Source organism: Haematobacter missouriensis, assembly GCF_000740775.1.
GTDB classification, from domain to species: Bacteria; Pseudomonadota; Alphaproteobacteria; order Rhodobacterales; family Rhodobacteraceae; genus Haematobacter; species Haematobacter missouriensis.
Genome location: NZ_JFGS01000057.1, coordinates 1 through 14,112, shown reverse-complemented (window position 1 = coordinate 14,112; position 14,112 = coordinate 1). Strand labels below are relative to the sequence as shown.

The 14,112-nt window shown below is 63.6% G+C and carries 10 protein-coding genes and 1 tRNA gene; 5 read left to right on the top strand and 6 right to left on the bottom strand.

Annotated features, from left to right (window positions below):
• From CG51_RS17930 to CG51_RS17915, 4 genes are all read right to left on the bottom strand, one after another.
• Positions 1–207, bottom strand: a 207-nt coding sequence (locus tag CG51_RS17930) for an IS3 family transposase (RefSeq protein WP_035747354.1), incomplete at its 3' end; no start/stop codon positions are given.
• A gap of 118 nt (positions 208–325) precedes the next feature.
• A complete protein-coding gene (locus CG51_RS17925; protein ID WP_035747352.1) occupies positions 326–2,299 on the bottom strand; it encodes an oleate hydratase in 1,974 nt (657 codons plus the stop codon).
• Positions 2,300–2,418: 119 nt separating this feature from the next.
• Positions 2,419–4,422, bottom strand: coding sequence for an ATP-dependent helicase (locus CG51_RS17920; RefSeq protein ID WP_035747350.1), 2,004 nt, complete (start codon positions 4,420–4,422; stop codon positions 2,419–2,421).
• A 113-nt stretch (positions 4,423–4,535) separates the two neighbouring features.
• Complete coding sequence (locus tag CG51_RS17915) at positions 4,536–6,338, bottom strand: NAD(P)/FAD-dependent oxidoreductase (RefSeq protein WP_035747360.1); 1,803 nt, start codon at positions 6,336–6,338, stop codon at positions 4,536–4,538.
• Between the two features lie 281 nt (positions 6,339–6,619).
• Between CG51_RS17915 and CG51_RS17910 the strand changes: the two genes are divergently transcribed.
• The 4 genes from CG51_RS17910 to minE all read left to right on the top strand — a co-directional run bounded on the left by CG51_RS17910 (position 6,620) and on the right by minE (position 10,770).
• Positions 6,620–8,467, top strand: a complete 1,848-nt coding sequence (locus CG51_RS17910; RefSeq protein WP_035747348.1) for a sigma-54-dependent Fis family transcriptional regulator — start codon at positions 6,620–6,622, stop codon at positions 8,465–8,467.
• Between the two features lie 412 nt (positions 8,468–8,879).
• Positions 8,880–9,653: a septum site-determining protein MinC gene (gene minC / locus CG51_RS17905; protein ID WP_233141353.1), complete on the top strand. Its 774-nt coding sequence runs from the start codon at positions 8,880–8,882 to the stop codon at positions 9,651–9,653.
• Positions 9,650–10,498 carry a septum site-determining protein MinD gene (minD, locus tag CG51_RS17900; protein ID WP_035747346.1) on the top strand — a complete coding sequence of 283 codons (849 nt, stop codon included), beginning with the start codon at positions 9,650–9,652 and terminating at the stop codon, positions 10,496–10,498. Before minC ends, minD begins: the two co-directional genes overlap by 4 nt.
• Positions 10,495–10,770, top strand: a complete 276-nt coding sequence (gene minE, locus CG51_RS17895; RefSeq protein ID WP_179285845.1) for a cell division topological specificity factor MinE — start codon at positions 10,495–10,497, stop codon at positions 10,768–10,770. The genes minD and minE overlap by 4 nt, the downstream gene beginning before the upstream one ends.
• A 752-nt stretch (positions 10,771–11,522) precedes the next feature.
• Here minE and CG51_RS17890 read toward each other — a convergent pair.
• Both CG51_RS17890 and CG51_RS20845 read right to left on the bottom strand, forming a co-directional pair.
• Positions 11,523–12,230 (bottom strand): GntR family transcriptional regulator, encoded by a 708-nt coding sequence (locus CG51_RS17890; protein WP_035747355.1) that lies wholly within the window; start codon positions 12,228–12,230, stop codon positions 11,523–11,525.
• Positions 12,231–12,682: 452 nt separating this feature from the next.
• Entirely contained in the window at positions 12,683–13,009 is a 327-nt protein-coding gene (locus tag CG51_RS20845) for an integrase core domain-containing protein (protein WP_416171692.1), read from the bottom strand.
• 698 nt (positions 13,010–13,707) lie between these two features.
• Between CG51_RS20845 and CG51_RS17885 the strand changes: the two genes are divergently transcribed.
• Positions 13,708–13,783, top strand: a tRNA-Thr gene (locus CG51_RS17885).
• Positions 13,784–14,112 lie beyond the last annotated feature (329 nt).

Below are 14,112 nucleotides of genomic sequence, written 5' to 3'. Positions count from 1 at the left end.
CGATGGTCGGCTCTGGCTCGGCCTTTGGGATTCCCCGAACACACCGGTCGCACCCTCCAGCAACTGATCCCGCCACTGCTTGAGCTGGTTTGGATGGACGTCAAACTCCTGCGCCAACGCGATCATGGTCTTCTCGCCCGTGATCGCGCCAACCGCCACTTTTGCCTTGAAGGCCGGGCTGTGGTTCCGGCGCGGGCGTCTTGCCATCGTCTTCTCCTCGCTCGCAGCATCATGCCACCGCCCTTGCGCGAAAAATCCACTTATCCCGGCTGAGCAGATTTCCCGAACCACCTCTGAGGTGACGCCCGCATTGTCGGCGGGAAAACTATCCCTTCGGGCGGGAGAGGCGCTCCCTGAGTTGCTCGGCAAGTGTCGCCAACCGGCCGGCAGCGACACTTCCCTTGCCCAGAATACTCGCCAGCTCGGTCTCAACCCGCCCCCTGGCGCTTTCCCTTTCTGGCAGCGGGGGAAGGATGTGAGCGTAATAGGTTCGGTCGAGCAGGCGGTGCAGCAACCGCTCCCCCGGAAAGGGGTCGTTGTTGTTGATGGCCCGCGCGGCCTTGAGCAGATTGCGGATGTCATATTGGCTCGGGTCGATGTCGGTGACCATCTTGGGCAGGCCGAGCAGCGTATAGACCCCGATACGCGCGGTGCGGACCGAACTTTCCATGGTGAAGATGATATCGTTCGAGGTTTCCACGAACTGCCCCAGCAGGGCGAGATTGGCGCATCCTTCGGGCACGACGCGCGGCCTGTCGCCGGCTGCGCGGGGCATGAACTGCGCGGTGATATAGGGCATGAGTGACAGGCGCACCTTGGTCGCCGCAGCTATCTCGTCAATATGGTCATCAATGCCGAGATGGTAGCACATCTCCGCGAGCACTTCCCGCCCGGTGCATTGCGGCATCGGCTTCTTGATGTGATTGCCGTCCTTGTCCATCAGCAGGGCATAGACCCAGAGCACGAGGACATCCTTCGGCTGATCGGGAAAATGCGGCTGACGGTTGCAGGTGAAGCTCAGCACCCAGTTGGAGTCCGTGAACGTGATGACACCGCCCGTCACCGTCTTGCCGGAATAAGGATCGTTGACGGACAGTTCCTTGAGCTTTTCCGTGAGCGGTGAGGGTCGGCAGGTCAGCGTGGCGGATTCCCACATGGAGCCGGGAATGTTGCCGCAGAACTTTTCCGGCTTGCCGAAGACCGGCGATTTCCGCGCGAGGTTGAGCCACAGATCCCAGTCGCTTCCCTTCGGTGGCAGGCCGGGCCGCGCCTCAAGTTTCGGGGCGGTCCCGTCATCGCCATAGGCGGTGGCATCGGTCATGGAGCCGGTAAGCGCGAAGACCACGTCCTTCGGTCCGACGGGAATGACCTGCTCGCCCCCCTCCACGGTGCAGCGAAGCCCGGTCACCCTCCGCTGCCCGTCCTCCTCCTCCATATCCAGATCCTGCACGCTGACGCCAAGGCGGATCTGCACACCCAGTCCGCGCAGATGACGGGAAAGCGGTACCACAAACGTATCATACTGATTGTACTTAGGAAAAACCAGTGCCGACATGTCGGCCAACCCATCGATCGCATCGAGGAACCGGTGCATGTAGAGCTTCACTTCCAGCAGGCTCTGCCAGTTCTGGAAGGCGAACATGGAGCGCCAGAAGAACCAGAAGTTTGTCTGCAGAAAGCTCTCGCTGAAATACTGCTCGATGGTGATGTCGTCGAGCTCCTCCTTGCGTTTCAGCAGCAGCCGAAGGAGTTCCCATTGATGCGCGCGTGTCAGGCCAAGCGTGGAGAAATCGCGGATCTGGCCACGGTTGTGCAAAAGCCGGGCCTTGGACCAGTTCGGATCGTTGTCGTTTATCAGCCGGTATTCATCCAGAACGCTGTATGGTTCCGGCAATTCCAGCGCGGGAATGTCCTGAAACATGTCCCAGAAATTGTCATAGGTCCAGTTCATCTCCCGGCCGCCGCGGATCAGGTAGCCTTCCTCCGCATTGCCCGAACCGTCAAGGGAGCCACCTTCGATCCGCATCGTGTCGATGATGGTGATGTCCTCGCCCTTCATGCGACCGTCGCGGATCATGTAGAAGGCCGCTGCCATGCCCGCGATGCCGCCGCCGATGATCCACGCCTTCCGTCCTTCGACTGGCGTGACAGGCAATGGTCGATTGCGCATGTAGGGGCCAGCGAAATCCGGGGGCGGCAGGGTATCCTGCGGCCCCTTGTGCCAGTAGCTTTTCCCGACATCCGCCTCAACCACCGGGGCGGACAGGGGCCGCTGCTGGCCGGATTTCTCGTTGGTCATGACCATCTCCAACATACCCGCACGGCAGCCCCGCGCCCGGAGGATTTAGCGTCGCGCCGGAAAGGGGCAAGCCGCGTCATCGGCAGCACTGCCGGGCAGGGCAGCAGCTTCCCGCAGGGCTACTGCCACATGCCGCGCATCTTGCGGGCAATGTCGATCCTGGGCGGCGGCGCGGCCTCGGCGGCAATCGGGGGAGACCAGTAGGTCACGTCGAAATGCTCCAGCATGTCCCGCGTGATGAAACGGGTGCGGGCGGCATAAAGGTGACGGTCGCCGTTGCGGCTTTGCTGCGTGACATGGAACTTGAGCGGAATGCCCAGCGTCAGCCGGTCCTTAGCGCGCGTCATTGCGACGTAGAGCAGGCGGCGTTCCTCCTCCAGTTCAGCCGTATCGCCAACTCCGAGGTCGGAAGGGATGCAGCCATCGACCGCATTCAGGACAAAGACGGAGCGCCACTCCTGCCCCTTGGCGGAGTGGATGGTGGAGAGGATCACGTAATCCTCGTCCTTGAGCGCCACGCCGGAGGGCCCGCTGGTGGCATCCGGCGGATCGAGGGTGAGATCGGTCAGGAACCGCTCCTGCGAGGGATAGGCCATAGCGATCTGCTCCAGCTGAAGAAGATCGGCGCGGCGGAATTCAGCATCCTCGTGCAGCCGGTCCAGGTGCGGCTCATACCACAGCCGCGCCCGGCCCATCGCCTCCGGCCAGCCAAGGGGGCGCAGGGTCTGAACCAGCTCAGCCCAGCCGGTCACGCGGGCCGGAACCGGGAAATCGGACAGCGCCTGCAGCGGTTGTGGCGCTGTAGCCATCGCATCGAGCACCTTGCCCGCCGTTCCCGGCCCGAGGCCGGGCAGTAGCTGCAATGCCCGGAAGCCCGCCACCCTGTCCCTTGGGTTCTGCGCGAACCGGAGCACGGCGAGCAGGTCCTTGACATGCGCGGAGTCAAGGAACTTCAGGCCGCCGAATTTCACGAAGGGCACGTTTCGCCGGGTCAGCTCCACCTCCAACTGGCCTGAATGACTGGACGTGCGGAACAGCACGGCCTGATCCCGGAGGCGCATCCCGTCCTCCCGGTTGGCGAGAAGCTGATCGACGACATGCCGCGCCTGATCCATCTCGTTGGCCACGGTGACGAGACGGGGCTTCTCGGCGGAGGCCCGGTCGCTCCAGAGGGTTTTGCTGAACCGCTCCCGCGCTTCTGCGATCACGGCATTCGCGGCGGTGAGGATGGGCTGCGTCGATCGGTAGTTCCGCTCCAGCGTCACCACGGCGGCGGGTGGCGTGAAGGTGGCGGGGAAGTCGAGGATGTTGCGCACGGTCGCCGCACGGAACGCATAGATCGATTGGGCATCGTCACCCACCACCGTCAACCCCGCCCCATCGGGTTTGAGCGCCTGGAGGATGCGCGATTGCAGGCGATTGGTATCCTGATACTCGTCGATCAGCACGTGATCCCACATCGCGCCGATATGGGCGGCAAAGGCTGGCTCCTCCATCACCTCCGCCCAGGCCAGAAGGAGGTCGTCGTAATCCAGCACGTTCTGCGCCTGCTTCGCCGCGACATAGGCCGCGAAAAGCCGCTTCAGTTCCTCCTCCCACATTGCACACCATGGGAAATGGCGTTTCAGGACATCCGCAAGCCTCTCGCCCGAGTTCACGGTGCGGGAGTATATGGCGAGGCAGGTGCCCTTGCCGGGAAAGCGCGCCTCGGTGCGCGACAGGCCGATCCCATGGCGGGAGAGGTTCATCAGATCGGCGGAATCCTCCCTGTCATGAATGGTGAAATCTGGTGTCAGGCCGATCTGCGGTGCATAGTCGCGCAGAAGCCGCGCGCCGATCCCATGGAAGGTTCCCGCCCAGGTCAGGGCATCCGCGGCATAACCCGTGGAAAGAGCGGAAGCCGCAATGCGCTCCACCCGCCGCGTCAGTTCCGCTGCCGCGCGGCGCGAAAAGGTCATCAGCAGGATACGGCGCGGATCGGCGCCTCGCACAAGCAGATGCGCCACGCGATGCGCGAGCGTGTTGGTCTTGCCCGATCCTGCCCCGGCGATGACCAGAAGCGGTCCCGCCCCATGCTCCACCGCCTGCCGCTGCCGGTCGTTCAGTTTTTCCAGATATCCCATACGCGACTCCCGGCTTCGCGCGCAGGTTAACGGTTCGTGAACGTAAGGGGAACGGGTATTGCGGCGCCTCCCTCGGGAAGCGCCGCGCGTTTTACGTCACGGAAGGAGAGCGGTCACTGAAGGTGATGGGGTGCGTTCATGCCCCAGACGGGTGTGTCGATCCCTTCCGCCCTGGCCTTCAGCTGCAGGGCGAGATAGCGGGAATAATGCCGCGACTGGTGCAGGTTCCCGCCGTGGAACCACAGCCCTTCCTGCTGGGTGGGCTTCCACATGTTGCGCTGCTCCCCCTCCCACGGACCGGGATCCTTGGTGGTCTCGGAACCCAGGCCCCAGCATTTGCCGACCTTGTCCGCCACTTCCTGACTGATGAGATCCGCCGCCCAGCCATTCATGGACCCGTATCCCGTGGCATAGACCACCAGATCGGCGGGCAGTTCCGTCCCGTCGTCCAGAACGACCGCATCTTCGCTCAGATGGCTGATCCCCTTGCCGGATTGCAGCTTGATCGACCCGTCGATGATGAGATCGCAGGCCCCCACATCGATGTAATAGCCCGACCCGCGGCGGAGGTATTTCATGAACAGCCCGCTCTCGTCATCGCCGAAATCGAGCATGAAGCCCGCCTTTTCCAGCGCTGCGTAGAAGTCGGCGTCGCGTTTCTTGATCTCGTCATACTGGGGCACGTGGAAAGTGTGCATGATCCGATAGGGGATGGAGGCGAAGATCATGTCCGCCTTGTCATGCGTGATGCCGTTTGCCACCGCCTGCTCGGAATAGAGCCCGCCAAGACAGACCTCCATCAGGCTGCCGGACCTGACGATATGGGTGGAGGACCGCTGCACCATTGTCACATCCGCGCCGTTTTCCCAGAGCGCGGCGCAGATGTCATGAGCGGAGTTGTTGGCGCCGATCACCACCACCCGCTTGCCGCGGTAGGCATCGGGGCCGGGGTGGCGGCTGGAATGCTGCTGCTCTCCCCTGAACACGTCCTGACCGGGGATTTTCGGAACATTCGCCTTGCCGGACATGCCGGTCGCCAGCACGAGCTGCTTGGGATGGAGCACGATTTCCTTGCCGTCGCGCTCAACGGTGACGGTCCATTCCTTCCGCGCCTCATCCCATTGCGCCGATTTGGCCGTGGTGCTGGACCAGTAATTCAGCTCCATGACCTTGGTGTACATCTCCAGCCAGTCGCCGACCTTGTCCTTGGGCGCGAAGACCGGCCAGTTGTCAGGAAAGGGGATGTAGGGCAGGTGGTCGTACCAGACCGGGTCATGCAGGCAGAGCGACTTGTAACGGCTTCGCCACTGATCCCCGGGACGAGCGTGACGGTCCACGATGATCGTCGGCACGTTCAACTGCCGCAGCCGTGCCCCGAGCGCGATGCCGCCCTGTCCGCCGCCGATGATGAGGACGTAGGGCTGCTCCTCATAGCCCAGACGGGCGGTTTCCGCCTCCCGCTTCTCCTTCCAGCTCTTGCGGTCCGGGTCATGCCCATGCTCGGCACCCATCGGGCGGCGGAGGCCGCGGGGTTCCTCATGGCCCTTCAATTCGTGGAGCGTCGTCAGAAGCGTCCATATCCGGCCGTCCTTCATGCGCAGATAGCCCACGCCGCGGCCCGTTGCCGTTTCGAACCGCAGCCAGCCCTCCGTGACGTCGCCGTTCTCGCCGACCTCCTCCGCCGGGTCGAGATGCAGGGATTCCGGCTTGATCGCGGCCAGCTGCTCCGCCGCCATGGCGCGGATCTCCTCCCGCCCCTCACAGGTGCGGATGTTCCAGGTGAAGGCGGCCAGATCGCGCCAGAAGCCCGTCTCCAGAAACAGATCCGCCACCGCATCCGCGTCCTGCGCGACAAGCGCGCGTTCCAGATCGCGGATGAGCGCATCGAATGCGGCATGTCTTGTCGTGTCGAGCATGGTGTCCTCCCTCTGCTTCGCCATGATGGCCGACCCTCCCCGGCCGGCCCTTCGCCGAATCGCCCCGTGAGGGTGCGTTGTGGCGGTAAGGCAAGACTGGGGCGGGGGACGAGAAACCGGAAACACAAATACGACATCAAGTCTTTTCAACAGGTTAAGAGAACGGGCGTTGCCGCGCCCTGCAACAGGTGTTGCATCGCCCTGCAACAGGCTTCCCAAGCGCTGCGCTTCCGCTAACCTTGTTCCTCCGGAGGAGGGGCCGGCACGGGGAGGAAGAGGGGATGGAGGATCTCCACCACATCCGCGAGATCGAGGAGGTCTCCCGCGGGAGGGCCGGGCAACGCGCGCCGGTGGTCGTGCAGAGCTGGCTGCGCTGTTTGAACCAGCACCGGCTGGATCCTGCGGCACGGTCGGAGGCCTATATCCTGCCCGACAGAGCGCTCCGGCTGCACAGGCAGCGCTCGGAGGACCTCATCGCGATCGCGCGGAGCGGTATCGAGCATCTCTACTCGCTGGTGGCGGGGCAGAACTACGTGCTCATGCTGGCCGACGGTGCAGGCGTGACCGTGGAATATCTGGGCGATCCCGCGCAGAAGGCGGCGCTGCGCCGGAGCGGGCTCTACCTTGGGGCGCAATGGTCCGAGGAGCGGGCGGGCACCTGCGCGCTCGGTGCCTGTATCGAGACGGGAGAGCCGCTCATCATCCATCAGAGCGATCATTTCGACCTCGCGCATACCGGGCTGTCCTGCACGGCGGCGCCGATCTACGATACCGGCGGGCGGCTGGCGGCGGTGCTGGACATCTCGCTCCTCTCCTCTCCCCTGCCGCGGGCCAGCCAGTCGCTGGCGCTGAACCTCGTCCGGCAATCGGCGCGGCGGATCGAGATGGCGAACCTCATGGCGGAAAGCAGGCGCGAATGGGTGCTGCGCCTGTCTGCCGGCGCGGATTTCCTGGATGTGGACCCGGAGGCGGCGGTCTCGCTCGATACAGCCGGCCGGGTGATCGGCATGACCAACGGGGCGGCACGACTGATGGCGCGGGCGGCGGGGTTGGACTGGCGGGGGCCGGAGGCGCTGATCGGGCGGCCGATCTCGGACTTTCTCGACGTCTCGCTGGACAGGCTGGAGGGGTTGACCCGGCAGCGTCAGGCGGCGGAGCGGTTGGTGGAGACCCGGGACGGTCATCGCCTGTTCGCCCATGCCATAGAGCCGCGGCCCGCTCCGCTCCGCGCGTCCCCGCGTCCGGAGCGGCTACCACAGGGCCTCCGGGGCCTTGCGGGAGCGGATCCGGTGATGGAGCTGGCGCTCGGCCGCGCAGCGGCGCTCGCGGCCTCACCCCTGCCGCTGCTGATCGAGGGGGAGACCGGCACGGGGAAGCTGACGCTCGCGCGGGCGATACATGCGCTCGCGGGCAAGGGCCCGCTGGTCGTGCTGCCCTGCGCCGGACTGGCCGAGGAGGACGGCGCGCTGCTCTTCGGCCGGGCAGGGGAGCGGGGCGGCGGAATGATCGCGGAGGCCGGTGGCGGAACCCTGGTGCTCGACAAGGTGGAGGAGCTACCGCCCGCATTGCAGCGCCGGTTTCTCCGCCTTGCGGCGGAGGAGGGAGCCTTGCCGGTCGGCGGAGTGCGGGCCGCGCCCCTGCCTTTGCGGATCATCGCGACGAGCCAGTGCGATCTCGGTCAGGCCGTGGCGGAGGGGCGCTTCCGCGCGGATCTGTTCCACCGGCTGAACGGCGCGCTCATCCGCCTGCCGGCGCTGCGCCATCGACAAGACGTTCTGTGGCTGGCCGAACGCGCCTTCGGGGAAGCGTTCGCGGCCCCGAAGGCGCTGTCCGTGGAAGTGTTGGAGGCATTGTCCCGCTACGACTGGCCGGGGAACCTCCGGGAGCTAGGACACCTTGCCCGGGCGCTGGCGGTCACCACCGCGGGGCGAGCGGTGGTCCCATCGGATGTCCCGCGCGCGGTCGCCCATGTGCCGCAACATGCAGAGGGGGATGCAGCCCAGCTTCTTCGTGCACTCGAGGACTCGGGGGGCAATATCTCGGAAGCGGCGCGGCGGATGGGGGTGAACCGTTCCACGATCCATCGGCAGATGCACCGCTTCGGGTTGAAGGGCGGCGCGGTCCGATGACAGCCGGGAGCTGGCAGCATCTCCCGGGAAACCGGCGCCCGAGACCCGGAGGCAGGCCGAACCTTCTTCCCATCGAGTCGTTGGGCGATGACGGAGACCGCTTTCGGCGGGCAATGCTATCGGGTAACCCGCCATGGAAGCCACTTTCTGCCCCTGACCCGGCTGCCACCGTGCGTTGGATCGGACATTCTGTCGCATTTCTCCGTTGCAAACGGCGTTTCCCCTCTGCTCCTCGCGACCGCAGACCGGAAATTTCATCCAAACGGCGGGTCGTCCTTTACAAGTCAGCGGGTTCCTGCTGAACACGCGAACGGCACCTTCCATGAGGGCGCCGGTTCATGACAATGGATCTTCAATAAGAGCGGAGCGGCTACGGTCGTCAGCTGCCACACAGAGCAGGAGCAGTTTCGAGGTGTCAGATCAAAACGTGCGGACAAGGCATGATCCCGCGCCGGCGGAGGGTGCCGCGTTTCAGGTACGTGGCCGCTTTCTGACGGCGCTCGCGCTTCGCATCGGCACCGATCGCGCGGACGGTCCGTTCTATGCGCAACTCGACGAACAATTGCAGCAGACGCCCCAGTTCTTTCTCGGGGCGCCGGTTGTGCTCGACTTCGTCAATACCGCCTCCTTTGCTGATCTCGCAGCGCTGCGCGAACTGGTCGAGAACCTTCGCGCCCGCGAGCTGCGCGTGTTCGGGGTGCAGAACGCCCCGGGGATGGATCCTGCAGCGCTGCAATCCCTTGGCCTGATCGTGCTGAATTCGGGCAAGGAGGTGCCGCTGCCACGTGACGCCATGCCCGCTCAGACGACAGGCGCACAGGCGGCAGACCCGCAAAGGGTGGATGCGCCGCCCCCCGTCGTGAACAAGGTGATCCGATCGCCCATCCGTTCGGGGCAGCTTATCGTGGCCGAACATGGAGATCTGACCATCATCGGATCGGTCGCCTCTGGCGCGGAGCTGGTCGCCGCCGGGAACATCCATGTCTATGGCGCCCTCCGCGGCCGGGCGATGGCGGGCTGCCACGGCAATACGGATGCCCATATCTTCTGCCAGACGCTGGATGCCGAACTGGTCGCGATCGCGGGCCTTTACCAGACCAATGAGGGTCTTGAAGACGCGGCACGCCAGCGCTGCGCACATATCTATCTGAAGCAAGAAAAACTCTTCATGGAGGTGGTCGGGTGACGAAGGAACTGAAGGACAAGCCGCCTCTGGGGCGGGTTATCGTGATCACATCCGGGAAAGGCGGCGTCGGCAAGACGACATCGGCCGCTGCGATCTCGGCCGGTCTGGCAAAGCAGGGTTTCAGGACTGTCGTGATCGACTTTGACGTGGGCCTGCGCAACCTGGACATGATCATGGGCTGCGAGCGCCGGGTGGTGTTCGACTTCATCAACGTCATTCAAGGCGACGCGAAGCTCAAGCAGGCGCTGATCAAGGACAAGCGGCTCGACAATCTGTCGATCCTGCCGACCTCGCAGACCCGCGACAAGGATGCGCTGACGCAGGAGGGTGTGGAGGAGATCCTGAAGGAGCTGAAGGCGGAGTTCGACTACATCGTCTGCGACAGCCCCGCCGGGATCGAGCGTGGCGCGCAGATGGCGATGTATTTCGCCGATGAGGCCGTGGTCGTCACTAACCCGGAAGTGTCCTCGGTGCGCGACAGCGACCGCATTCTCGGCCTGCTGAGCAGCCAGACCAAACGGGCGGAGACGGAAGGATCCGAGCCGATCAAGGCGCAGGTTCTGCTGACACGCTACGATCAGGCGCGCGTCGATATCGGCGAGATGATGACGGTGGAGGATGTGCTGGAGATCCTGGCCGTGCCGCTGCTCGGGGTCATACCTGAAAGCAAGGCGATCCTGAAGGCCTCCAACGTCGGCACCCCCGTCGTTCTGGATGGACCCTCCGCCGCCGCTCAGGCCTATGAGGATGCCGTGACGCGCCTGACGGGCAACAAGCTTGAAATGCGTATCGCGCAGGAGCCCCGGCCCGGACTCTTCAAACGGATCTTCGGGCGGGCGTCATGAACATTTTTGGCTTTGTTCGGAAAACCCGACCCGCGCCGTCGGCTCAGACGGCGAAGGAACGCCTGAAAATCCTTCTGGCGCATGAACGTGGCAGCGGCAGCAGCGCCGACCCCGATTACCTTCCGATGCTTCAGCGCGACATCGTTGCCGCGATCCGCAAATACGTGGCCATTGGCGACAAGGATGTCGAGGTCAGGATGGAACGCGGTGATCAGATGTCGAGCCTTGAGATCAACATCGAGCTGCCGAAGGCCGCAACTCCTGCGTCCTGAACAGCCTCGTCTCCTGAACAGCACAGCGCAACCGGCAGGCCGCGACGCTGCCGGTTGCCCGCGCAGCAGCCTGCCGGTGTCTGGCAGTGCCGGACTCCGGCGTCCTGACGGCAGGCCCTTCTCCTCCCGACGACGGTGTGATCCTGCATCACACCCGGATACTGGCGGCGCGGCGGCTCGGTTTCGCTATTCCTGCTGAGCACACGGGTCTTAAGCGCATAAACCTCGGGCTGCCGAAAAGTTCTTGAATCTCAGACCGGTGCTCTGATGATCCGGGGATCTGTCCCTGCATGATGGGGATTATGTGGATTCCGGCTCGATGCCGTCAGATTGCAAGGGACTTCCGCTTCCGCACAGAGCCGACAGCATCTTCATCGCTGGCAAAGGAGCGCCTGGTCCGGGCCGAAGGCCCTGCCACGCGTGGGAGGGCGAACCGCGAGGCCAGCTCTGCCCATAGTGCCGCGATGGCGCGGCGGATGAACCGGACCGCCTCTAGCGGGCTGGGGGGAAAGTCGGGCGTCTCCCCAGGCTTGCGTTGAAAGCCAGACGATCGGCTCGGTCACGCGCCAGAACCTGCGGTTTCCGGGGCGCTCCTCAACAATGTGGGAAGACCTCCGCCCCAGAGCAACCGCGGAATTTCTTTCCGCACCTTGTTAACGATTGCAGCATACCGCTCCGGCAACGACAGCGTTCAGAACCTCCAGAACTCGACAAAGGCCGTGCGCCAAGACGATGGCGCGCCCCGCGAGGCGTCAGAGAGCGATATCCTGCCGCATATCGCGAGCGATCATCGCCTGTATGCGGGCCACGATCTCATCTGCATGGCGCCGGGCGAGCCTATCGCAAAGGTCGATGTCCTGCGCTTCGATGGCAGCGATAAGGGCCTCGTGCTCAAGGATGTAGGGGTGGGGGCTTTCGGGCTGGAAGCCCGGGTAGTAATACATCCTCAAGATGCGCCGCCCCTCATCCAGCAGCCTTGAGAACAGCGCGAGGTAATAGGGATTGCGCCCCGCCTCTGCGATGGCCACGTGAAAGTCGCGGTTCGTTGCGATCATCGCGCCCTCGTCGCCCGCTGCCACCGCCATGGCGAACCGCTGCTGCGCCGCGCGGATGCGGTGCAGATCATCGGGCTGATGGAATTGTGCGGCCAGACGGGTCGTAACACGGTACATCAGGGTAAGCGCGTCGAAGAACGTGTGGAGGTTGGGAAAGTCGATATTCGACACCATGGTGGAGCGGTTCGGCAAGGTGTCTATCAGCCCTTCCGCCGCCAGCCGGACCAACGCCTCGCGGATAGGGGTGCGGGACATGCCGAAGCGTTCGGCGAGCTGTATCTCATCTATGATGCTGCCTGGCGGAAGATCGAGATCAAGGATCTGATTGCGGAGCAGGTCATAGACCAGCTTCACGCCCGAGCCGCGCCTGCGGTCGGGCGGCGCGGCGGTGTCCTTCTGCGTCATGATGCTACTCCGCCTGTCGACAAAGAGAATACCGCGCAGGGCGACGGCAATCAACCGCAGCTCGAAACCCGTGGGGAAATGCTCCGAGGCAACGGTTCCGCCCTTGCGCCGCGGAGATTGCACCGAAGGGCGTTGATTGCCGGATTGGCAGGAAGGGCGCACCCCGTACAGAAGGCGGCGCATGCCCACGTTCTCTCGACCGCAGAGGATGGATCGTGAGGAGCAGCTGCGCTCCACCACCGGCTGGGACAGCGCGGTTGAGAAACGCTGGATGCCATCATCTGTCGGTCGGAAATGGGGAAGCGGCACAACTGTCTTCGACTTTACCTCGCCGATCGGGCACGCGGCATGACCAATAACCCGGCGGGTGCGGGCGCATACTGGCGCAACGCCCTCACGCTCGCCGACTGAACTACTTCCCGATTCTTGGACAGTTTTCGGGGATATTTAAGCTACTGCCTGTGCCCGCTGGTCGGTTTCGATTTTGTTGAAGTAGACCACAGCGGGAGGCAACGCACCATGGCAGTGTTTGGCCGCCGATGATTGTAGAATGTGATCCAATATCCGATGGCAGCCTTTGCCTGCGACCCGGTCTGCCAGGCGTGCAGATAGACGCATTCATACCGGAGGGACCGCCACAGGATCTGGATGAAGACGTTATCGATGCACCGCCCCTCGCCGTCCATCGAGATGCGGGTGCCGGCTGCGCTTCGACCGGTCTGTCCAGGCGAAGGACGTGAACGGGCGACGCTGACCGGTGTTCGTGATCTCGGGCGCACCGAATAGGCGGATGACCTCGTTCAGTGCCGCGAGACAGAAGTCGGTCGAGCGTGTTGGAGATGCGCCAAGCCAGAACCTTGCGCGTGAACCAGTCCATGATGGCAACCGGATACGGAACCCCCGTCGCATCGGCAGATAGGTGATGTCGGCGCACCAGACGACCGCGGCGATCCGCGCGCATCCCGGCCAAAAGACAGGGACAGGTGTCGTGCCCCTTCCTCGGATTGCTGGTGTTGGTCTTCGGGTCGATCTGCATCAAACGCTCTGCCCCGCGGTAATCTCTGTCATGGATGGCTCCCTTCACGGGTTAGCGTGACAGCACCCAATGGGGCACGTGCGATGCCGGGAAGGGGAGCCATCTATTCCATCAATGGCGGGTTCGCCCTCATCATTGCTGCTGGGACAGCCCGCGTGTCGGGGCGTCTAACATTGGCGTCTCTCAAGGTCACCAGCGAGTCATCCCGGCAGTGATCAAACCGAAATCGACAGCGGGCAGAGCGACCGGTGCTCGGGAAGCAACTCTTCAATTTGTCCGGAAAACTCTGCAGGCTCACTTCAGTAGTCATGAGTAGTCATGGTCAGATTGTCTCGCCAACAGCGTTCCAACTGCAAGAGAGTGAGTCACACTCTGAAAGAACGGAGATTGAACCCGAGGAAACAGAGTGCTACGAGGAAGCGCTTAAACCGGAGACGGTGCGCCGCGTTAGCTCAGTTGGTAGAGCAACCGCCTTGTAAGCGGTAGGTCGTCCGTTCAAGTCGGACACGCGGCACCAATCGTCGGCTTCTTGCAATGCAGGATAATCCTGCACTTTTCCTACGCATGATACTAGACCGTTGAGCGGTTCGTCTGCGGTTGATCACCGGTGATGGTCTTTGAGTCTGCTTGAGGAAAATGGTACGGCGGGCAGACGGGTCAGTCATCGACCCTGCAAGCAATGACAACCTCCGTAAGAATATAACCTGCTCTGGGATAGAAAGCGCATGGGTTCAGTTCATCGCCCGCTGGCAATAGGCTGACAGGATAAACCTCGCCACAGCGCGCTGACAGGTCCACGCTATGCCGCCTGCGTCGTAAAAATTCATTCGGATGACTTGGTGGCGT